The sequence below is a fragment of the Mycolicibacterium stellerae genome (assembly GCF_003719305.1).
Taxonomy (GTDB): domain Bacteria; phylum Actinomycetota; class Actinomycetes; order Mycobacteriales; family Mycobacteriaceae; genus Mycobacterium; species Mycobacterium stellerae.
Map to the genome: position 1 here is coordinate 49,765 of NZ_RARC01000001.1, position 20,093 is coordinate 69,857.

A 20,093-nucleotide genomic window follows, 5' to 3' on the forward strand; every position below is an offset into this window, starting at 1 on the left:
TGCGAAATGCTGAGATGGTATCTGCGGCGCGGATTCTGGAACGTGATCGGATGGGGGAAATTCAAGATGAACAAGCCGCTTGAAATCCCACTGCCGCCGGTGGAACGACACCTCATCGAGCCGAAGCCGATGATCGAGGTGATTCCCGAGGTGCCGTTGAAAAACGTGATGGTCTGCGCGCGCGCCGACATCCCGCGCGAGGAACGGGTACCGCGCAATACTGCGTTCTACCGGCTGCAGGTCTGGCTGTACACCAGCTTTTTGTCGCCGATGCAGCCCGGCCTGCCACAGATCGACGCCGACCCGCAGGCCGCAGTGGACCAAGCCTTCACGCGACTGCATCGCAAGCAGTTCCGGCCGCCCGAACTGCCCGCCGAGTATCTCGGCATTGCCGACCTCGGCTCGCTGGCAGTGCGCGGGCCCTTCGCCTGCTACACCACCCGCGTCGACGACGACACCTGGGAGTGGGACCTACGCATTCTCGACGACTACGAGTACCACCCCGGGCTGCTGACTCTAGGTTCGCGGGTGTTCTTCGGCGTCGACCCACTGCGTCGTTCGCTGGAAGCCCGGCGCATCGAATGCGTGCTCGGCTCGATAGAACCAACCGACTCGGAGTGGGAGCAGGCGGTCAAGATCGCGTTGTGCGCTGCCTCCACACATGTCTCACTCGTACGTCACTTCAACTGGGTGCACCTGGCGGGAGGGGCACAATTGGCGATCGCGACGCGGAACGCCTTCTCGCCCAATCACCCGCTGTGCCGGCTGCTGTGGCCCTACATCTTTGCTACCCAACAAAGTAACGACATCGTCACCCGCGGCCAGATGGCCCGCGGCGGTGATTTCGAAAGCATCTTCAGCTTCACCTTCAAGGGAATGTGCCAGTTGTTCGACGAAAGTCATCTCGCCTATCCGCATCTCGTCAACGACCCCGAGGTCGACGGTGATGCGCGCGGTGTGCGCGACGCCGGCTTCGACACGCCGACACAGGACAACTTGGAGGCGCTGTTCGACGTGTTCCACCGCTTCGTGTGCAACTACCTGGAGATCTACTATCCCCGGAATTCCGCGATCGAAGACGCAGAGACGCTGGGCTGGCTCGCGCAACTCAACACCCTCGTTCCCAACGGCGTTGGCGTCACCCCAGACAATGTCACGTGGACCGGTTTGGCGCGGCTGCTGGCGCGTCAGCTGTATCTGGTGACCGTCCAGCACGAGATCCTCGGCAGTTACATGTGGGACTACCAGCTTTGGACACACCGTCAGCCCGCGCGCGTATACAGCGATTTGCGGCGCGAGCCGTTGGACGTCTATCAACGTCTGGTCAACGCCAACTTCAACTTGAACGTGCACCGGCGCGAGCTGATGTCCGACTTCACCTACCTCGCGCTCGACGACTCCGCGAAGGCGGCGATGGAGCGATTCCAGGCCGAGCTGGGCGAGCTGCAGGCAGAGATGGACAGCAAGCCGCGACCGGTATGGCGGCTCGACCCACGTGCTTTAGAGGTCAACATCAACGCATAGGCGGGGCGAATGGTCAACGACGATCTGTTGGAGCTGCGGGTACACGGCGTCAACAACACGCCACCGACGAGCCTGCTCTACGCGATTGGCGAAGAGTACGGCGATTCGCTGGTCGGCGTGTACGGGCAGAGATCGAACACCGGATTGGTGAGGGCGTTCTCCTGGGGAGGCCTTGCCCGCGTGTCGCCGATACCTCGAATCCGGTTCGCCGGCTGGCTGCAATCGGTGGGCTCGGCGGCATGGTTTCTTGTGCTGCCGTTCGGTTTGGCCAACGTCGCTTACTGGTCACGACGCCTCACCATGCCCGGCGAGAAGTACAGGGGCGCTCGCGTCACGGCCGGCCTGGCTCGGGTCTTCTCCCTTGGCCTCACGCTGCTACTGGCGTCATCGGTATGCTCCGTCGCCCTTGACATGGCCGACGGCCGGGTCCGCTTGGAGGAATCTCCGCTGCCGTCCTGGCTGCGGTGGCTTGGAAACCTCGAACCCGGGTGCCGACTGGCGATGCTCTCGGCGGCGCCCCTGCTCGCGATGCTCCTACTGTTCCTGCTGGCCCGCCGCAGCCGCGTTCGGTATGACTGGGGAAGTCAGATCCCGCTATCGGCGCCCAATTTGAGCGCTCCAGGGACTGCGCAGGCCGACGTGTGGAAGTTCGGCAGCCGAGATTTCTGGGACAACGCAGACCTGTCCACGCACAACTCCGCTGTCCACACCGCGGCCGGTGTTGCGCTCACCTCGATCTGGACCGGGCAGATCTGGTTCACGCAGCACCACCGTGCGGGTGTCACAGTGGTCGTCGTCTCGCTGACCATTGTCGCGGTGTGCGTTGCGTTGATCGCTTACATGCCTCTGGTCACCGAGGGCAAAGCGATCGGCAAGAAGCGAAAGGCACTGACGTGGTTGGTGCTTTCAGCGAGTTTCGCACTATTCGCAGCGCAATTCTTTGCGCTCCTCTTCAGCTATTCGCCGACGCAGGAACTGAGGCCGCTGGCCGGGCTGTCGTTCGTTCCTGGCGCGCTGGTGTTCATGCTTCTGGTGCTCGCCGTGTCAGCGCTCGGCTGGCGGTGGCGGCGAAGGTTGTCATACGTCGTGGCTGCGGTGCCGTTGGTACTAGGCACCGCCGTCCTTGTCGTGCACCAATGGAAGTTGGTGGCAGATCACGAATTGGCGTTTGTCGACCGCCTTCTCGCCGTGGCGCTCATCGTGCTCGCAGCGGGCTGGCTGGTGTATCTGTATCACCCGGGTACACGCCACTCCGAGGACGCATGGCACGGTACGGCTCCCGGTGTGCTGATGATTCTCGCGCTGTTCGCGGCCGTGCTGTTCTCGACGGTGTTCGTCATGGCCGCCGCGGCGCTGTTGGGCGACGGCAACATCAGGATCAACAACAACGAGCTGTTGACCGCTCCCCCGATCTACCTCAGTTTCGCGTCGATGCTCACGCCCGCAGTCATCGCGCTGTTGCTCCTCGTCATCGTCGTCGTCGGACGCACCATGCTGTTCTGCCGCAACCCAATTGAGCCGCAGCTGGACAGGACCACGCAGCCCGACGCGCAGGAATTGGCTCGTCGAGCGGAGGTCTTCGACGACTCCCCTCATGTGCCCTGGTTGGGAAAGCTGTTTCGATTGCGCAGCCGATGGAACTTGGCACCCACGCGCTGTCGGAAACGCAGACTCGCCGCGGCCGCCCACCGCGCCGAACCGATGGCCGCCGTGCTCGCCGCCGTCGCCGGCCTGGCGATTTGCAGCGGCCTCATCCTCAGCCTCATGCTGCACAACGGTTCTCTGGCGCAGGACGCACCCATCGTGGATTTTTCCCGGAAATGGGGGGTATGGATTGCAGTTCTAGCCGGCGGCTTCATCGCCGGTCTTGGCACTTCGCGGGGTCGACCGTTGGGCATCGTGTGGGATCTCATCTGCTTCCTGCCCCGTGCCGCACATCCATTCGGCCCCCCGTGTTACGCGCAGCGAGCGGTGCCGGAGCTGCTCAACTACTGCCGGGCATGGCTCGACACACCGGGTAGGGGCGAGAATCCACCGCCGCGCAAGCTGATCCTGTCGGCCCACAGCCTCGGCGGCGTGCTGGCGGTCGCGATCGTTCTCCTGCTTGCCGAGAAGTACAGGGCCCGTATCGCCCTGGTGACCTACGGATGCCAACTGCGGGCTTACTTCGCGCGCATCTTCCCCGAGCTGCTCGGGCCGCGCATCCTCGGCGTGACGACCTCGCGTCCTGCGCGGCTCTTGAGATGTCCAACGTTCGACGACGGGGACTCCGCCGTTCCCGACGGTGGCGGCTATCCCGCCTCTGTTCGCAAGACATTGACCGAAGCGAACCGCGTGCGGTGGATAAACCTTTGGCGCCCAACGGATTATCTCGGCTTTCCGGTCGACTCGCGCGCACCGTGCAACCACATAGATTGGCCTGCCGACGAGGTGACTGCAGAAGTCTCGGCGGACGGCAAGATCGTCGCACCGAAGCCGAATCCCGCCGAACAGTCGGCGGCGAAAGAGCCGGCGGACAACCAAACCCCGATCCAGATGTCGGTTGACATCCACAAGATGGAAGTCCCCGCGCCGATGGAGACCCCGGTGCGTTTCGAGTCGACGACAACTGTCCGGGTCGACACTCATAGCGACTACTTCCGCGCGAGCCAGTACCCCGACGCGATCAAGAGGCTCAGGGAACGCCTTGGCGCGGCACCGTCGCCATGAGCGTTGGCAGTTGCGTGCTGGGGTTCAGAGCCGCATCACCTTCTCGGCGTTCTGGTAGGCGATCGCGCTGCGCTCGTCGGCTGTGAGGTCCGCCTCCTCGAGAAAGCTCGACACGTTGTCGCGTACGACGTAGGGGAAGTCCTCGGCGTAGATGATGCGCCCCGCACCCATCTCGGCAAGAAAGAATTTCAGCTGATTCTGGCTGTACATCCCCGACGGGGTGATCCAGACATGCTCGCGGTAGTAGTCGCTGACGGGGCGGGCCAGATAGTCGGCCCAGCCGACCGTCTCGTCCAGCCGGTCAAGCCAACCGGCGACCAGCTCGCCCCAGTGACCGCTGAGAAGCTTCAGGCCGGGATGACGGTCGAGCGCGCCGGAAAGGATGAGCCGCAGCACGTGAATGCCCGCCTCCGCGTGCCAGCCGAAAGCCGGTGACGAGAACAGGAACTGGACCGCCGTCGGCCAGTCTCCCGCGTAGTAGGCGGTCGACACCGAGTTCGGCGGGACACCTGGATGAACGTAGATTGGCAGATCCACTTCCTCGGCTGCGCGCAGCACCGGGTCGAAGCGCTCGTCATCGAGGAACAACCCGCCGCAGGTTCCCGCCACCAGGGTGCCGACGAAGCCCAATTCGTTGACGCATCTGCGCATCTCGTCGGCGGCGGCAACCGGGTCGTGCAGCGGAATGGTGGCAAATCCCCGGAAACGGGTGGGATGCTGCGAGATCTGCTCTGCGAGAGAGTCGTTGACCATGCGACACAGCTCCACCGCCTCTGGGTGGTCCAGCGCACTTGGGCTATTGCCGCCGTGCGATACCACCTGTACGTCGATGCCGACCCGGTCCATGTGCGCCAACCGCTTGCCCGCCAGCCGCTCCGCCAAGTCCCTGTCCGGGGTGAGTTCCTGCAGGAATCCCGCGAAACCGGCGTCCGGCTTCCCCGGCGCCGGGCCGGACAGTTCGAGCACTCGGGCGACGGCCTGCGGATGCTGAAAATGTTCCTCAACAGTGATGATGCGCACGTGAACTTCCTCATCTCTCGAACATCTGGCCGGTGTCGCGGCCAGATGGCACCTCAATTCCTTGGTACGCCGCCGAGCTGTCAAAGCGGTGTGGGCCCGGACTGCCCCGTCAAGGAAAACTTGACGGATCGCGGTCGTCAAGGTTTCCTTGACGCATGAGCACCGTCCTCTCGCCTGTGGCGCCTCCGCCACTGCCCGCAGCCGACAGCCACTGGCGGGAGTGGGTCACCTACGGGTTGCGCTGGGCCGCCGCCCCGCCGTTCGCCGACTCAGCCCTCGGGGTCGACGGCGGTCGCTTGATGACGGTGCACGCCTATCGAGAAACCGAACCCGGGCCGCGCTGGCGGGCGTTGTTCGACGCGACCTGGCCGGCCTACCGCAGCTGGTACACCCGGGACGGGGTGGCCGCCCTGCCTTCGCTACCGGAATGTCGGGATGCGCTGGCCCGCTACATGCCTGAATTGATCCCGACCTGGGAGCGACTGTGTCGTCTCAGCGGCGACGACTCCGTTGCCGCGCGGATGCTGTCGATGTGGCGCCTTCCCGCGTTCGCCGTCGGCTGCTCCCAAGCGGTTCTGCCGGGCGAACAGCCCACTCTGGTCCGCAACTACGACTACGACCAGGCGCTCTTCGAAGCAGTGATCGCGTCCACCGACTACTCCGGGCGGCGGCGGGTGCTCGGCACCAGTGACATGCTCTGGGGACTGCTGGACGGCATGAACGAAGACGGGCTGGCGGTTTCGCTCACGTTCGGTGGTCGTTCCGATGTGGGCGACGGTTTCGGCATCCCGATTGTGCTGCGCTACGTCCTGGAGAGCTGCGCGACCGTCGAACAGGCGGTCAACGCACTTCGGCGGATCCCTGTCTCGCAGTCTTACAACGTCGCCCTGGTTGACGGCGCGGGTGAGCACGCGACCGTTTTCGTCGCGCCGGGACAACCCGCCGAGGTGAGCGAGCTGCGCGCGACCACCAACCACCGACTCGATGAGGTCGAGAATCCTTCTCACGCCGCGCGATTCAACAGCGTCGGACGGCTGTCGGAGTTGAACGAATTGCTCAGCGGCACAACATCAAGCGGGCAATTGGTCGCGGCGATGTTGGCGCCCCCGATACGCAATGCTCAGTTCGACGTCGGCTTCGGCACGCTGTACACAGCCGAATACCGGCCCGCGGCAGGCGTCGCCACGTGGCACTGGCCCGAGATGTCGTGGACGCGGGGCTTCGACGACCCGGATGACGTCCGCGAGGCCCGGTTGGCATGAACCGGGACCCGCGCGACATCGAGGCGGACGTGCGGACGCTGGTCGACGCGCTGACCGCCAGCAGCGACCCGGCGGCCTTCCAGGCGCTGCTCGGGCTCAGCCAGTACCTCGGCGAGTGCTTGGGCCGGTCAGCGCGCACCCTGGCCGAATCCCGGTCATGGGGTGACGTCGCCGGTGTTGCGGGCACCACCAAGCAGGCGGCGTGGTCGAGGTGGCACCACTAGTCGCCGAACGGGCCGACAAACGGGTCGAAGTGGGCAAAAACCCATGTCAAACCACATGAAAAGTCTGTTCCGTCGGTCATGACATCTGAGTAACGTGACCCAGATCACAGTCCACGCGAGGCTGTGCTCTTCTCAGCGGACACGAGGTACCGGCCATGACCACGACTGAGCATGCGGATCAGCCCGCCGACGCGCCCGCCGACGCGGCGAAAGGGGGGCTGGTCTATCCGGGGATGGGGCTGCTGTTCGTCGTCCTCATCAGCTGCTTCACCGCATGGGGCGTCGCCGCCGACCTCACCACGCCGATGGTCGCGGGCTTCAAGCGCATCTTCGAGATGAACACCTTCCAGGCCTCGCTCGTGCAGTTGGCGTACTTCGGTGCGTACTTCTTGCTGGCCATCCCCGCGGCGCTCATCAATCAGCGGTTCGGCTACAAGGCCGGGCTTCTTTCCGGTGTGCTTCTCGCTGCGGCAGGCGCGATCGCGTTCTATCCGGCGAGCAAGATCATGACTTACGAGGCGTTCCTGGTCGCTCTGTTCGCGATAGCCGCCGGATGCTCGATTCTCGAGACGTCCGCCAATCCCTACGTGCTTTCGCTCGGCCCAGAAGAAACCGCGACCCGGCGGCTCAACTTCGCGCAGGCGTTCAACCCTGTCGGCACGAACATCGGTGTGCTCTTGGCCGCCACCCTCATCCTGCCGAAATTGGACGAGCCGGTGAACATGGCCAACGTGACTCCGGCCCAGGAGGCGGCGGTACGCGCGGGCCAGTTGGGCGCGGTGATGGGTCCGTATCTCGGCCTCGGCTTCGTGCTCATCGCGATCGGGCTGGTGATCGCGATCAAGAAATCCCCGCCCATCGTCGAGGAGTTCCCCGACGCCGACATGGAGGGCCAGTCACCGCTGAAGATCCTGATGTCGAACAAGCGTTACGTGTTTGGGGTCATCGCGCAGTTCTTCAACGTCGCGGCGCAGGTGTGCACGTGGACCTTCCTGATCCAGTACTCGCAGCAGGCGCTGAACGGGTCACTCCAGTTGGGCGGCTATCTCCTGCAGGTGAGCCTGATTGTGTTCCTCATCTCCCGGTTCTTCATGACGTGGCTGATCGGGAAGATCCGCGCAACGAAGGTCCTCACGGTCCTAGCCGTGCTGGCTGTCGCGCTGTGCGTCTTCGCGATGTTCTCGCCCAACGTGGCCGGGGTGGTCGCCGTCGTCGCGTTGTCCTTCTGTTTGTCCCTGATGTTCCCCACGATCTACGGCGTGGCTCTCCAAGGACTCGGTCCCGCAACCAAATTCGGGGCCGCCGGTCTAGTGATGGCGATCGTCGGCGGGGCGATCATGCCGTTGGTCCAGGGCTTCCTGCTCGACGCGACGAGCCCGGCGATCTCCTTCATCGTTCCCGCCGTCTGCTTCGCCGTCGTCGCCTGCTTTGCCGTCTACGACCTGAGAGCGACGCCCAACGCGGTCAAGGAGGTAGCAGCATGAAGCGCTACTGGATCATCCTCCTGGCGGTCATGCTCGCGGCATGCGGCGGCGGCGGACAAAAGGGCAACTTCTCCGAGCCGACCGAGCGGCTCGAAGTCGTCTCGTGGTGGGTGTCGCCCTCCGAGCACCCGGCTTTCGAGGTGCTGCTCAACGCTTTCAAGGCGGGGAATCCCGACGTGGAGGTCGCTGACGGCGCCATTGCAGGCGGCGGCGGCAGCAACGTCCAGGTCGCGCTCGCCGCGCGCCTGCAGGCGGGCGATCCGCCCGATGTTTGGCAGACGTTCTTGGGAAGCTCGCTGCGCGCGTGGGTCGACGCCAAGCGTCTGGCCGACGTGTCGGGCGTCTATGAGAGCTCGGGCCTGGACCAGACGATGCCGCAGGCGTTGCTCGACGCGGCGACCTACCGCGTCAAAGCCTGGGGTGTGCCGACCGGTTCCCATCGCGGAAATGTGTTGTGGTTCAACCAGCGGATGCTGCGGGACGCAGGCGTGAAGGCGCCAGGACCCGGCTACACGACCGAGGCCTTTGAAGCGGATCTGGCACAGGTGGCGGCAACCGGCAAGGCGGCGTTGTGCCTTGGCGGCAAGGACAGGTTCACCGCGACCGAACTTTTCGAGAACACACTGCTCGGCGCGATCGGCACCGATGGCTGGGCCAGGATTCGCGACGATTCGTTCGATTGGCGGGGATCTCAACTCAGACAAGCGCTTTCGCAGTTCGCCAAGATTGTTTCTCTCGCCGACCCGAATGCGGGCGGCCTGACGTGGGATCAGGCGGCGAAGAAGCTGGCCACCGGTCAGTGCGCATTCCTGTCGATGAACGATTCCGTATACGGCGAACTCGTCGCGAACCGGTCGGTGGAAGGCAAGGACTTCGGGTATGTGCCGTATCCCGGGACCACGGGCGCCTACCTGGCGATCGTCGACACGTTCGTGGTGTCGTCGGATGCCACAGATGGGGTGAACGCCATGAAGTTCATGGCGACCATCGCCGATCCGAAGACGTCGCTGGAGTTCAACAAAGTGAAGGGGTCGGTGCCGATTCGCAACGACGTCGACGTGTCATCGCTGCCGGCCTATCAGCGACAGGCTTCAGAGTCGTTGTGGAAGGACAAGATTCTGCTGTCGATCACCCACGGCGAGTTGATGTCGACGGACTTCCAGCAGGCTGTATATGACGCCGTAGCCGCGTTCGTCCAGAGCAAGAACACGAACGCGTTCATCGACACGCTGCAGAACTCGATCGAGGTGCCAATTGTCGGACGATGACCGCGACGACGGACCGCTGTACCTGGTCGTCACCATCAAGCCGCGACTCGACCGCCTCGCCGAGGCGGAAGCCCAGCTGCAGTCGATGCGCAAGAACACCCTGACCGAGCCGGGCTGCGTGTTCATGCATTTCCTCGCGCCTCAAGATGATTCGGACACCTGGATGATGCTCGAGATGTTCCGTTCGCGCGCCGCGTGGGATGAGCACATGCGTCAGCCCTACAACACCGAGGGCAACAAGATTCTCGAAGACCTGCTCCGCGAGCCCTCCGATCTTAGGTTGCTCCGCGAGAAGTGAGGCCCACCGGGCCCACCGGACTGATGAAGCATGACCGTTCGTCCATCCGGGGCGGCGCGTGCGGGCGCCCACCCCGGGTGGGCACGGGCTACTGATTCAACGCTGCGATGGCGGCGACAATCTCTGGCTTGTCGGATTGCAGACTTCCCCGCCAGCCGACGTCTTCCAGCGGGTAATGATTGACAAGGACGAGGACCTCCTCGGTGTTGGCGAGGCCGTCGTAGGCGGCCGCGATCGCCGTCTCGATTTTTTGCACGAGCTTTCGCTTGGCATCCAAGTTCGTCAGCTCCGGCGCTTCCAGTGAGCACACCGGGCGCACCGGCTCGGCTTGAATGCGCCCATCCTGGGACACGCTGTCGGCGGGGTACTCGCGCAACCAGCCGCGGGTGTCGGGAATGGGCCAAGCTTCGTGGAGCGCCTCGGTGACGTCCTTCATCATCTTGTGCTTGGCGTCCTGCGGCACCCCTGAGGGTGCGTCGATCGTGAACACGGGCATTGGAATTCATCTCCTTGAGAAGGGGTCGAACAGTACAAATCCGACACTACAACTAGTTACTTGGAAATACCAAGTAGATAGATCGAGTTTCCTATTTTGGCTGCTAGAGTGGGTGCTATGACAGGTAGACGCAAGTATGAGCAGGGTTGCGCAGTCGCTCATGCGCTTGACCTCGTCGGCGAACGCTGGGCGTTACTGATAGTGCGGGACCTCCTATTGGGCCCCAAGCGCTTCACCGACCTGCTGGCCGGCCTGCCCGGCGCCAGCCCCGACGTGCTCACCCAGCGACTGCGCGAACTCACCGATGCCGGCGTGCTTCATCGCCGACGACTCGCCCCACCCGCCGCTTCGTGGGTCTACGAGCTAACCGCGTGGGGCGCCGACCTGGCGCCGGTCGTGGTCGGATTGGCTCAGTGGGCCAGCCGCTCGCCGTCGATGCCCTTCGACGCCCCGCTGGGCACCGACTCCCTGATGCTCTCCCTCAACGCACTCTTCGACCCCGCCGCCGCCTCCGACGTCCGAGCGACCATCGCAGTCCATCTCGGCGATGAACGCTTCGAGATCCGCGTCGACGGTGAGCTCACGGTCACCCGCGGCGACGCCGAACATCCGGACGCCACGCTCGAAACAGATCAGGCCACCCTGATTTCGTTGCTACGCACCGACCGTCCTCTCGACGAGGCGCTCACGAGCGGAGAGCTTCGCATCGCCGGGGACCGTGCGGTCGTAGAAAGGTTCCGGCATCTGTTTCCGCTCCCACAATCGATACCGGCAGCCGAAGCTCCCGACGACGCGCTCCGCGCGCCTCGATAGGCTAGTTGTCGTCGGCTGGGCGGGCATCACCGCCGGTCAGCCGCCAAACTTGGCGCACACGAGCTGCCGCGGCGGTCGAACGGCAGCGGCTACTGCAGCGCGATCGTCGCAGTGGCCGACCGCTCACACATCGGCTTTACCGCCGGGGCCTTGGGCGCGTTCAAGACCGCGCAGTTTTTGCGCGGACTCATCGACACGCTGCGATGCGCAGATCCGTTGCCGCCCTTGATGACCAACGAGCTGGATGCCATCCGGGCATCCTCTTGGATCACGGTTTGAGCGTCATCCGCTGAGACTCCGCCACGGAGTCGGCGTGCCGGAGGCGCACGGCAATGACACAGACGTCGTCTTGGCGGGGCGGCGAGGCGAGCGTTTCCGTGAGTTGCCTGCATCCCTGCGCCAACGTGGTCTCCGACGGCCAGCCCGCGAACAGGCGCTGCGCCTGCGAGATCCCTGTCTCGATGTCCCGGCCGCGGCGCTCGATCAGGCCGTCGGTATACATGACCAGGATGTCGCCGGGCTCGAGCCTCACCTGACCCTCGGTGTAGGTGGCGTCGCGGATGGGCCCAAGCACCGGGCCGTCGGCGTCGAGGAGTCGCACGACTTTCCCGTCGCGCGAGCGACGCAGCAAGGCCGGTGGATGGCCGGCCAGACCGTACGACAAGGCGCCGGTCTGCGGATCGAAGATGGCCACGGCCATGGTGGCGAACCGTCCGTGGCTGGTATGGGCGGTGAAGATGTTGAGCTCGGCGAGCAGTCGTGCAGGGGGCAGCCCCTGCAGGGCCATGGCGCGCCCGGCGCTACGCAGTTGCGCCATGTCTTCGACGGCGGGCAAACCGTGTCCGACCACGTCACCCACCGCAATGTAGGTCCGTTGCTTCGGCAGCGCCATCACGTCATACCAGTCCCCCCCGAGTCCATGCTCGGCGTCTGCCGGTTCGTAGCTGACGGCCAAGTCCAGTTCGGCGATGTCGGCCGGTTCCGTTGGCAGGACCGCCGCCTGCAGGACCGCGGCCCTGGCATGCTCGTCGGCATATGCCTGCGCACGCACCAGGGCCTGCTCGACCATGGTGGCGACGGCAGAGATGTAGGCCAACTGGGCGGCATCGAGCGGCTGCGGTCGTGTCCACATCATCCCGAGCACGCCGATCGGATTGCCGCCAGAAGTCAGCGACCAGTTCACCAGCGCCTCTGCCCCCGTCAGCGCCATCATGTCCGCATTGTCGGGATACCGCCGCCGGTATTCCGCGGAGCTGCCGATCACCACGGGTCGGCCGGTGAGCATTGCCTCGGTGGCAGCCGTGTGGTCGTCGAGTGGGATGCCGGCCGCGAATTTGTCGTGCGCGAGTTGGGGATAGCCCGCCGTCCTGACCCACTCCAGCCGGAATCCGTCGGGGGTCACCAGGCCAAGTGCCACCGCCTGCGCCCCCGCGTCGTTGAACAGCTGCGTGACGACGGCGTCGCCGATGTGGCTCGGGGTCAGCGCAGCCGACAGCCGCTGCGCCAACTGCGCCAGAATCTGCAGCCGGTCCCGTTCACGGCGTTCGGCTTCTCCTTGTCTGACTGCCGCGATGCGACCGGCGGCTTCCTGCGCGATCAGCATGGCGACCAGCACGATGACCGCGATGAACACCTGGTTAACGGCTAGCCTGGCCGGCGCCGCAAGGTCCATTCCCGCGAAGAAGCCGCGTCCCGAGCCCGCCATGTAGTTGACGGTGAAGGCCAGCACCGCGCCGGAGACCGCGGCACCGATCACATCGAGCCGAAACGCCGCCCATGCCATCACCGGCAGCAGCAGGAATGTCGGTGGCGCATGCCACCAGAACGCCGTCACTGTCAGCACCGCGGTGCTGGTGACCACCAGCGCAGTTTCGGCGACGCGAGCGCGCAAGATGTGAGATTGTATGGGCCACAGGAGAATTGGTGCCCCCACAACGAGGGCGCCGATCCCGTCGCCTGCACACCAGCGCACGGCGGCCATGGGCCACGAGGTGTCGTTCGACGCGGCGCTGACCACCCCGCCGATCAACCCGCCCACCAGCGGCCCGGCCAGGCAAGCCGCGGCGACGAACTTGGCCAGATCCCCCCGAGCCCGAAGGTCGGGCGCCCCTTTGCACCAGGCCCATGCCAGCGACGCACCGACGACGGGCTCCATCGAGTTGGCCAACGCAAATCCTGACGCAGCGCGCACGCCGACCCCATAGTGGAGATCGACGGCCAACTCCGCGACGACTATCGCGACGACGATGACTGGCCACCGCGATCGCGGTGTCAGCAGCATCGCGGCCACGGTCACGCCGGCGGGCGGAAAGAACGCAGGCCCCACCCCGGCGCCAAATGATTGCCAAGACAGCACCGCGCCGGCCAGATAGGTCAGTGCCACACAGGCGAAAAGCCCGCTAACCGACCGCCAACTCTCACGACGGCTTGCGCGCGTGCTGCTACGCGGCTTGCCAGGCGTGACTGGGGTCCAGGACACCCTCATCAGGGTATCGACACCGCCGTCAATGCGGTGAATTACGGCCCGGCTGCAAGCCGACTCTTATCGAGCGATTTTTCGATAGCTGCGAGTTCTAGAAACCGATGGGCAGACCCGCGTAGTTCTCCGCAAGACCCGCCGCGCCTGCCTCGCTGGAAGTGACCCAACGCAGCTGGGACAGCTGCAGCTGCTCGTCGAACGGGTCCTCGCTGTGATGCAGCATTGTGGTCATCCACCACGAGAAGTGGGTGCACCGCCAGACGCGCCGCAGCGCGGTGTCGGAGTAGCCGTCGGCGAGCCGGTGGTCGTCCTTGCGAATCAGGTCGACCAGCGCTGGCGCGAGCAGGGCGACGTCGGCGACCGCGAGGTTGAGCCCCTTGGCGCCGGTCGGCGGGACGATGTGGGCGGCGTCGCCGGCGAGGAACAGGTGGCCGTGCCGCATCGGGGTCTGGACGAACGACCGCATGGGCAACACGCTCTTGTCGGTTATCGGCCCGGTGTTGAGCTGCCAGCCGTCCTGCCCGTGGCCGAGTCGAGTCGCCAGTGCTGCCCAGATCCGGTCGTCGGACCAGTCTTCGGGTTCGGTGCCGTTGGGCACTTGGAGATAGAACCGGGAAACCGTCGCAGACCGCATCGAATGCAGTGCGAACCCGTTGCCGTGCCAAGCGTAGATCAGCTCGTCGGTCGACGGGGCGACGTCGGCGAGGATTCCGAACCAGGAGTACGGGTAGACCTTCTCCCACTGGTGGCGGACGCTGGGGGGCACCTGCTCGCGGCTGGGCCCGAACGATCCATCACAGCCGACGACGACGTCTGCTCTGACTTGCGCGTCACGCCCGTCGGCGTCGGTGAATGTCACTGCGGGGTGGTCGGTTTCGAGGTCGTGCAGTGTGGTGTCGGCGACCTCGTAGTGGATCTCCTGGGCTGCCGCGGTCCGCGCATCGATCAGGTCCTTCTGCACCTCAGTCTGTCCGTACACCCAGACCGAGCGGCCGGTCAGGTCGACGAAGTCGATGTGGTGGCGCTCGTTGGGCCATTGCAGGTAGATGCCGCGGTGCCGGTCGCCCTCGCGATCCAGCCGCTCCCCAAGCCCGCAACTGCGCAGCAGGTCCACTGTCGACTGCTCGAGGATGCCGGCGCGGATCCGGGACGCCACATATTCCTGCGAGCGGGTTTCCAGCACAATGGATTCGACGCCGTCCGCGGCGAGCAGGTGCGATAGAAGCATTCCGGCGGGGCCCGCTCCGATGATCGCCACCTGGGTTTGCAAGTCGACGTCGGTCATGGCGTCACTCGACGGCGGGTGCGTGCGCAGGCACGGTCGCAAGGGCCAGCACGGCGAGGACCGCCGCCAGCGTGAACGCATAGAAGCCCCACGGGTAAGCGAGGCCGGCCGTCACCAGCAGGCCGCCGAGCGATGGCCCGACGATCGCTCCGATCCGTCCGACCCCGGCGGCCACCCCCAGAGCCGTGCCGCGGATCTCGGGCGGATAGAGATGGCCGACGAACGCGTAGACGAGTACTTGGGCGCTGAACACGAAGATGCCCGCCAGCAGTACCGCGGCGTAGACGAGGAGTCGGCTTTCCATCTTGATCGACAGGAGCGCCAAGAAGATTGCGGCAAGTCCGAACCAGACGAGGACGGCAGGCTTGTTGCCGCGGGTGTCTGCGATGTGGCCCGCGACGAGCAGGCCGATCACCGCACCGACGTTGAGGACCAGGATCAGGGTGGTGCCCTGCTGAATCGAATAGCCCGCGTCGCGCATGATCGTCGGCAGCCAGGTGTTGAGCCCGTAGACCAGCAGCAGACCCATGAAGGACGCCACGCAGAGGCCGATGCTGATCCGGAGGTAGCGGCCCTTGACGACCTTGGCGCTGCGGGCCAAAGTGCCCGGCCCGGACCCGTCGCGGCTCTCGACCGCACGCAGGTATGCCGCGGATTCGGGCAGCTTCGCCCACATGAATGGCAGCGTCAGCAGGCCCAATACGCCGCCGACGACGAACATCGACCGCCAGCCGTAATCCTCGACCAGCCACAACGCCAGCACCGCGGAGAGCACGGCGCCCACGTGGTAGCCGGTCATCATCCGGGTGATCGCCGAGCCGCCGCGGCCGGTTGGTGCGTGCTCGCTCATGAAGGCGAGTGCTGTTGGCAGACAGCCGCCGAGGCCGAGCCCGGCCAAGAAGCGGAAGGTCGTGAACTGGCCGACGCTCTGCGCCAGGCCGGTCGCGATGGTGAGTAGCGAGAAGATGGCGACGCTGGTGATCAGCGCCTGGCGTCGGCCGAACCGGTCGGTCAGCGGGCCGATGATGACGGCGCCGATGCCCATGCCGACCAGACCGAGTGTGGAGGCCGTGGTGATCGTCGGACCGGTAAAGCCGAGCGCGTCTGACTCGAGGAGGGTCGGAATGACGACGCCCAGGACGACGAGGTCGTAGCCGTCGAGGGCGACCGCCACCCAGCACAGCAGGACGGGCCAGAGGTTGGCCGCTCGAGATGTATCGCTGGTCTGCGCGGCCCGCGGGGATTGCGTGGACATCGAATCGCCCCTTGCTGAGAGTCAACTGGGAACGGGATTGCCGCGCAGGACCACATTCACACCTGCTGGCGAAACATTTCGGATATCCGCCGTTTACGAATGCGCTTGCGGATGCGGTGTTAAACAGGCTTGGCCCCGCTAGGCATGGGGCAAGTCGTCTTTCCAGATCTGGAGCACATTGACGTAAGCGTCGGGCTTGACCGACAGTGCACCGACGAACGGATGCTCGAGCGCGAAGATCAGATACAGGACAAAGCCCATCAGAGCCGCCGTCAGCGCGACCCCGACCGCATGAATCAACAGGTCGCGAGTCCCAAACATAAAGGTAAACGCCATCACGACAACCCCGCCGCCGAGCAGAAGCACCCAGAGCTCTCCGGGAATCGCGGACTCCCCCGTTGAGACCCTTAGCTTGCGGTTGGCACTCAGATCGTTCAACTTGACGATGTCGTGATCGAAGAAGGCAATCTCGTTGCGGGTCTCCGGCTGCACCTTGAGGAAGGCTGTCCAGACTGCGGTCATGTGATCGGACTCCTCCTCGATGGTCTGACCCGCTCGCATTCGCGGTAGTTCGTCGTTGATCACATCCTCGGTGTAGGCGACGAGGCTGCGTTGCACCTCGGGCCGATAGGCAGCAGGTATCGCAGTCGAGTCCCTGAGCAGATCGGCGACGGCACTGGCCTCCGCCTGGGTTGCGTTCTCGGCATCGCCGAACTGCTCCCACACCACGACCACCACGAAGGCGACGAGCACCGCGTAAAGGATGCCGGCGAGCTGGAACACCTGACCTGAGACCGCATTCGCATTCTCGAGTCGGGTGTGAGACACCGCCTTTCGGAACAGAATCAATCCGCCGACGGACAGCCCGACGACGATGGCCACGGTGGCGAAACCGAGAATCGGCGCAGGTATCTGCAGAAGCCAGATCACGACACCCCCAGTCGGGCGGACACGCCGTCCGCCCGGCCAGTATGGCTAACTCGTCAGCTGAAGTGGGGACAACGCTCCGACGACGCGAATGTGGAGTTTCGTCGCGCACCACGCGGCTGTAGTCAGTTCTGCAGGCTTTGCGCAGTACTCGGTGAGCGCAATGCACAAAAGCCGAGGAATCGCGCTCTTCGCGGGTTGTGCACACAAGCGAGCCGGCCCCACCTGACGCGCCATAGCTTCATCGGCAGCGAAGTTCATCCCGAACTTCCCAGCTAGCCGAAGGGACAACGAACATGAACCGGACACCGCTCATCGCAACTATCGCCGCTGGCCTCTTGCTCGCAGGCCTGCCGCCCGCGTTCGCTGCCGCCGCACCGAGCACGGCGTCGTGCACTCAGTGGAGCTTCAACGGCGGAACCGCGATCGACGGGATCGCGTTCGTATTTACCGGCCCAACCATCGACCATTACATCCAAGCCTCGCGGCTTCCCGGCGACTCCCATGCAACACCGGTGGGCATACTGAGCGGCGGCATCTCAGGCGACCAACTTCAGCTGACTTACGTCCCGCAGGGCGGGAGAGGATTGAAGGTGCAAGGCCACGTCAACCCCGACGGGTACGCGCAAGGGACCGATGACCAGGGCGGGACATGGCAAATGGACGAAACGCCGCTGAAGTGTCTGACCACCACAGCGACCGCGTCGCCGTCTGCGTGACAGAGCAGATCGGCCGCCGCCCGACCGGCCCGCCGTTCCAGACCCCGGACGGCGGGCCGAACGCACCGGCGAACGAGGAACGTAATTCGGCTACGAACTCAGCGTCAGACGGAACGCGATAGCGGCCCAACGGAACCGACTGACGCTCAACGAGCTACGTAGATGCGGCGGCCAACAACACGCCCGCAACCACCTGTGGCCTGGACAAAAACGGTGAATGACTTCCGGGGAGCTCGACGAGATTCGCGCCAATGTCGCGAGCTTTGCCCCTCGACCATTCGGGGCTGACGACGCGATCCTCGCTGCAAACCACGTAGGTACAGCTGACCGACGGGTGGGCGGTCAACGGGCATGGCACTGCGAACGGGTAGGCCGACTGGGGGCGAAGGTGTTCAATGGCTGCAGCCTGCGTAGCTTCGTCGCAATCGCCATAGAAGACCCGTCGGACGAAATCGAAGTCGGCCCACTGCGTCCGCAGTTGGTCGTCTGGTTCAGTCAATGCCGCCAACCATCCCTCGCCGAACTCGGAGGCCATGATCCCCATCTGAGCAGCTAGGGCGACCCCTCCGTCGGGAATAGAAGCGCATAAATACACGAGATGCCGAATTGGCCGCCTGGACGGTATTAATGCGCCGGTGGCGCCAGCCAACGAGTGAGCCACTACCACCACGTCGTCGCTACATTCCCGGAGAGAAGTGCAAGCGACATCAGCGTAGGTATCGAAATCAGCAGAGCCGTCGTCACTCGGCAACCTGGGGACGATCACGTCGTGTCCCGCTTGCTTGAGCAACGGAGTCACCCGATCCCAACACCAGGCGTCGTGCCATGCGCCATGCAGCAACGCGAAAGTTGTCACACGCGCAGCGTAAATGGCCGACGCCGCTGGCAGGCACAAATGCGGATGGAGACACCGGCCATGACTACTGCTCGGGATTAACGGCCTCGCCGTCAGACTCAAGCCCTGGATACATGACGCACCGAAACGAGCCCAGGAGCCACATGTCGGAAGACCGAATGTCGGTGCGCTCAGCTACCTTCCGGTCTAGTGGGATGTGACCGGACATGATGGGAATGGCGTGGTGGCCGAAGCGAAATCAATGAGCGAGAAGCTCGAACGGAGACCCGTTCGTGTAGTCCTCTCGAACGGGGAGATCCGGTACGAAGTTCGACCAGCCGTCTACCTCCACGGTAAAAGGAAGCGTCTCAGACGACGGTTCAGAACTGTGATTGAGGCCGAGACATTCTTGGCCGAGACGCCAGAATCAATTCGGTTAGGGCGTTACAAGATCAGCGATGACCAGTATCGCGAGGCGGTCAGGCAGTCTCGTTCGATTGCTGGCGCTCTACGGCTGTTAGGCGTCGTGCCAGCGGGTGGAAATTACCGCGTCCTTCGTAGGGCCATCAAGCGACTGGATCTCGATACGTCACACTTCACCGGGCAGTCGTGGTCGAGAGGCGCGACGATCCCTCACCGTGTGCGGCCGATAGAGGACTACCTATCGAACAAGTATCCAATTCAGTCCGATCGGTTGCGCAGGCGACTTATCAAAGAAGGCGTCCTTGAACAGAGGTGCTCCGGCTGCAAGCTCGATACCTGGATGGACCAGCCGATTCCTCTGGAGCTGGACCACATAGACGGCAACCACCAAAACAACGCGCTGGACAACCTCCGACTGGTGTGCACCAACTGCCACTCGCTCACGCCGACCTTCAGAGGGAAGAACAAGGGATCTGCCTCCGCGCTAAACTCTGCTGCCTAGAGGGGACGTAGCCTAATTGGCATCGGCGGGGCGCTTAAAACGCCCGACATTTGTGGGTTCGAGTCCCACCGTCCCCACTCCGTCTGTCGCAAGAAATTCGCAGGTGGCCTTGCTTCAACCGGCGGAATGATCACCGCAGACTCGGCGCTGTACCGGACATGGCTATCACGCTGATCAACCCCGACGGACTGCCGAAAGTCGCCATCTACCGGCAGGTTTCAGTCGCGACAGGATCCAAGCTGATCTTCATCGCCGGCCAGGTGGCGCGCACCGCCGACGGTGAACCGGTCGGCGCAGGCGACCTCGCCGCCCAGGTCGAACAGTGCTACCTCAACCTGGGCACTGCACTCGCCGAGGTCGGCGCATCGTTCGAAGATGTCGCGAAGCTGACCGTGTACCTCGTCGACTGGACGCCCGACAAAATGGAGCACTGGATCGACGGCGTGAAACGTGCCACCTCGAAACTCCGAAGCACCGCGACCCCGCCCCTCACCGGCATCGGCGTCGCGGCTCTAGCCGAGCCCGACCTCTTGGTCGAGGTGGAAGCCATCGCCGTCCTCGACTGACCCG

The 20,093-nt window shown here is 64.5% G+C and carries 19 protein-coding genes and 1 tRNA gene; 12 read left to right on the plus strand and 8 right to left on the minus strand.

All coding sequences use genetic code 11. The annotated features are described in order from the left end of the window. Window positions 1–6: 6 nt before the first annotated feature. Entirely contained in the window at window positions 7–1,524 is a 1,518-nt protein-coding gene (locus D6M19_RS00235; RefSeq protein ID WP_123023170.1) for a hypothetical protein, read from the plus strand. A 9-nt stretch (window positions 1,525–1,533) separates the two neighbouring features. Next, window positions 1,534–4,233 carry a hypothetical protein gene (locus D6M19_RS00240; RefSeq protein WP_123023171.1) on the plus strand — a complete coding sequence of 900 codons (2,700 nt, stop codon included), beginning with the start codon at window positions 1,534–1,536 and terminating at the stop codon, window positions 4,231–4,233. Between the two features lie 24 nt (window positions 4,234–4,257). Here D6M19_RS00240 and D6M19_RS00245 read toward each other — a convergent pair whose 3' ends face one another. Next, complete coding sequence (locus D6M19_RS00245; protein ID WP_123023172.1) at window positions 4,258–5,253, minus strand: amidohydrolase family protein; 996 nt, start codon at window positions 5,251–5,253, stop codon at window positions 4,258–4,260. A 155-nt stretch (window positions 5,254–5,408) separates the two neighbouring features. Here D6M19_RS00245 and D6M19_RS00250 point away from each other — a divergent pair, with 155 nt between their 5' ends. The 5 genes from D6M19_RS00250 (at window position 5,409) to D6M19_RS00270 (ending at window position 9,789) form a co-directional block, all read left to right on the plus strand. Continuing rightward, window positions 5,409–6,515, plus strand: coding sequence for a C45 family autoproteolytic acyltransferase/hydrolase (locus D6M19_RS00250; protein ID WP_123023173.1), 1,107 nt, complete (start codon window positions 5,409–5,411; stop codon window positions 6,513–6,515). Then, complete coding sequence (locus D6M19_RS00255; RefSeq protein ID WP_123023174.1) at window positions 6,512–6,739, plus strand: hypothetical protein; 228 nt, start codon at window positions 6,512–6,514, stop codon at window positions 6,737–6,739. The genes D6M19_RS00250 and D6M19_RS00255 overlap by 4 nt, the downstream gene beginning before the upstream one ends. 155 nt (window positions 6,740–6,894) lie before the next feature. After that, the gene (gene fucP, locus D6M19_RS00260) at window positions 6,895–8,223 is read left to right on the plus strand and encodes an L-fucose:H+ symporter permease (protein ID WP_123023175.1); all 1,329 of its coding nucleotides are present in this window, start codon (window positions 6,895–6,897) and stop codon (window positions 8,221–8,223) included. After that, entirely contained in the window at window positions 8,220–9,491 is a 1,272-nt protein-coding gene (locus D6M19_RS00265; RefSeq protein WP_123023176.1) for an ABC transporter substrate-binding protein, read from the plus strand. The genes fucP and D6M19_RS00265 overlap by 4 nt, the downstream gene beginning before the upstream one ends. Beyond that, on the plus strand, window positions 9,478–9,789 hold the full coding sequence (locus tag D6M19_RS00270) for a putative quinol monooxygenase (RefSeq protein ID WP_164478265.1): 312 nt from the start codon (window positions 9,478–9,480) through the stop codon (window positions 9,787–9,789). Before D6M19_RS00265 ends, D6M19_RS00270 begins: the two co-directional genes overlap by 14 nt. 88 nt (window positions 9,790–9,877) lie before the next feature. On the opposite strand, the gene D6M19_RS00275 is transcribed toward D6M19_RS00270, so the two are convergent. After that, complete coding sequence (locus D6M19_RS00275; RefSeq protein WP_123023177.1) at window positions 9,878–10,285, minus strand: tautomerase family protein; 408 nt, start codon at window positions 10,283–10,285, stop codon at window positions 9,878–9,880. Window positions 10,286–10,402: 117 nt separating this feature from the next. Between D6M19_RS00275 and D6M19_RS00280 the strand changes: the two genes are divergently transcribed. Then, window positions 10,403–11,098, plus strand: coding sequence for a winged helix-turn-helix transcriptional regulator (locus D6M19_RS00280; protein ID WP_123023178.1), 696 nt, complete (start codon window positions 10,403–10,405; stop codon window positions 11,096–11,098). Between the two features lie 89 nt (window positions 11,099–11,187). On the opposite strand, the gene D6M19_RS34520 is transcribed toward D6M19_RS00280, so the two are convergent. From D6M19_RS34520 to D6M19_RS00305, 5 genes are all read right to left on the minus strand, one after another. Then, window positions 11,188–11,349: a hypothetical protein gene (locus D6M19_RS34520; RefSeq protein WP_206428405.1), complete on the minus strand. Its 162-nt coding sequence runs from the start codon at window positions 11,347–11,349 to the stop codon at window positions 11,188–11,190. Window positions 11,350–11,366: 17 nt separating this feature from the next. Beyond that, the gene (locus D6M19_RS00290; RefSeq protein WP_234834631.1) at window positions 11,367–13,577 is read right to left on the minus strand and encodes a SpoIIE family protein phosphatase; all 2,211 of its coding nucleotides are present in this window, start codon (window positions 13,575–13,577) and stop codon (window positions 11,367–11,369) included. A 94-nt stretch (window positions 13,578–13,671) separates the two neighbouring features. After that, entirely contained in the window at window positions 13,672–14,862 is a 1,191-nt protein-coding gene (locus D6M19_RS00295; RefSeq protein ID WP_206428406.1) for a 4-hydroxybenzoate 3-monooxygenase, read from the minus strand. A 4-nt stretch (window positions 14,863–14,866) separates the two neighbouring features. Next, complete coding sequence (locus tag D6M19_RS00300) at window positions 14,867–16,117, minus strand: MFS transporter (RefSeq protein ID WP_123023180.1); 1,251 nt, start codon at window positions 16,115–16,117, stop codon at window positions 14,867–14,869. Between the two features lie 138 nt (window positions 16,118–16,255). Further along, a complete protein-coding gene (locus D6M19_RS00305; protein ID WP_123023181.1) occupies window positions 16,256–17,047 on the minus strand; it encodes a bestrophin-like domain in 792 nt (263 codons plus the stop codon). Between the two features lie 293 nt (window positions 17,048–17,340). Between D6M19_RS00305 and D6M19_RS00310 the strand changes: the two genes are divergently transcribed. Then, the gene (locus D6M19_RS00310; protein WP_123023182.1) at window positions 17,341–17,763 is read left to right on the plus strand and encodes a hypothetical protein; all 423 of its coding nucleotides are present in this window, start codon (window positions 17,341–17,343) and stop codon (window positions 17,761–17,763) included. 154 nt (window positions 17,764–17,917) lie between these two features. On the opposite strand, the gene D6M19_RS00315 is transcribed toward D6M19_RS00310, so the two are convergent. Then, window positions 17,918–18,619 carry an alpha/beta fold hydrolase gene (locus D6M19_RS00315; RefSeq protein WP_164478266.1) on the minus strand — a complete coding sequence of 234 codons (702 nt, stop codon included), beginning with the start codon at window positions 18,617–18,619 and terminating at the stop codon, window positions 17,918–17,920. Window positions 18,620–18,860: 241 nt separating this feature from the next. On the opposite strand from D6M19_RS00315, the gene D6M19_RS00320 reads away from it, so the two are divergent. From D6M19_RS00320 to D6M19_RS00330, 3 genes are all read left to right on the plus strand, one after another. Next, window positions 18,861–19,523, plus strand: coding sequence for an HNH endonuclease signature motif containing protein (locus tag D6M19_RS00320; RefSeq protein WP_164478267.1), 663 nt, complete (start codon window positions 18,861–18,863; stop codon window positions 19,521–19,523). A gap of 1 nt (window position 19,524) precedes the next feature. After that, a tRNA-Leu gene (locus D6M19_RS00325) sits at window positions 19,525–19,600 on the plus strand. A gap of 81 nt (window positions 19,601–19,681) precedes the next feature. Next, a complete protein-coding gene (locus D6M19_RS00330; protein WP_123023185.1) occupies window positions 19,682–20,089 on the plus strand; it encodes a RidA family protein in 408 nt (135 codons plus the stop codon). The last annotated feature ends 4 nt before the right edge of the window (window positions 20,090–20,093 follow it).

Bases quoted from the DNA above. Each gene is read 5' to 3' on its own strand.
- D6M19_RS00235 (WP_123023170.1), top strand. From the start codon at position 7: ATGCTGAGATGGTATCTGCGGCGCGGATTCTGGAACGTGATCGGATGG.
- D6M19_RS00240 (WP_123023171.1), top strand. From the start codon at position 1,534: ATGGTCAACGACGATCTGTTGGAGCTGCGGGTACACGGCGTCAACAAC.
- D6M19_RS00250 (WP_123023173.1), top strand. From the start codon at position 5,409: ATGAGCACCGTCCTCTCGCCTGTGGCGCCTCCGCCACTGCCCGCAGCC.
- D6M19_RS00255 (WP_123023174.1), top strand. From the start codon at position 6,512: ATGAACCGGGACCCGCGCGACATCGAGGCGGACGTGCGGACGCTGGTC.
- fucP (WP_123023175.1), top strand. From the start codon at position 6,895: ATGACCACGACTGAGCATGCGGATCAGCCCGCCGACGCGCCCGCCGAC.
- D6M19_RS00265 (WP_123023176.1), top strand. From the start codon at position 8,220: ATGAAGCGCTACTGGATCATCCTCCTGGCGGTCATGCTCGCGGCATGC.
- D6M19_RS00275 (WP_123023177.1), bottom strand. From the start codon at position 10,285: ATGCCCGTGTTCACGATCGACGCACCCTCAGGGGTGCCGCAGGACGCC.
- D6M19_RS00280 (WP_123023178.1), top strand. From the start codon at position 10,403: ATGACAGGTAGACGCAAGTATGAGCAGGGTTGCGCAGTCGCTCATGCG.
- D6M19_RS34520 (WP_206428405.1), bottom strand. From the start codon at position 11,349: ATGGCATCCAGCTCGTTGGTCATCAAGGGCGGCAACGGATCTGCGCAT.
- D6M19_RS00295 (WP_206428406.1), bottom strand. From the start codon at position 14,862: ATGACCGACGTCGACTTGCAAACCCAGGTGGCGATCATCGGAGCGGGC.
- D6M19_RS00300 (WP_123023180.1), bottom strand. From the start codon at position 16,117: ATGTCCACGCAATCCCCGCGGGCCGCGCAGACCAGCGATACATCTCGA.
- D6M19_RS00310 (WP_123023182.1), top strand. From the start codon at position 17,341: ATGAACCGGACACCGCTCATCGCAACTATCGCCGCTGGCCTCTTGCTC.
- D6M19_RS00320 (WP_164478267.1), top strand. From the start codon at position 18,861: ATGAGCGAGAAGCTCGAACGGAGACCCGTTCGTGTAGTCCTCTCGAAC.
- D6M19_RS00330 (WP_123023185.1), top strand. From the start codon at position 19,682: ATGGCTATCACGCTGATCAACCCCGACGGACTGCCGAAAGTCGCCATC.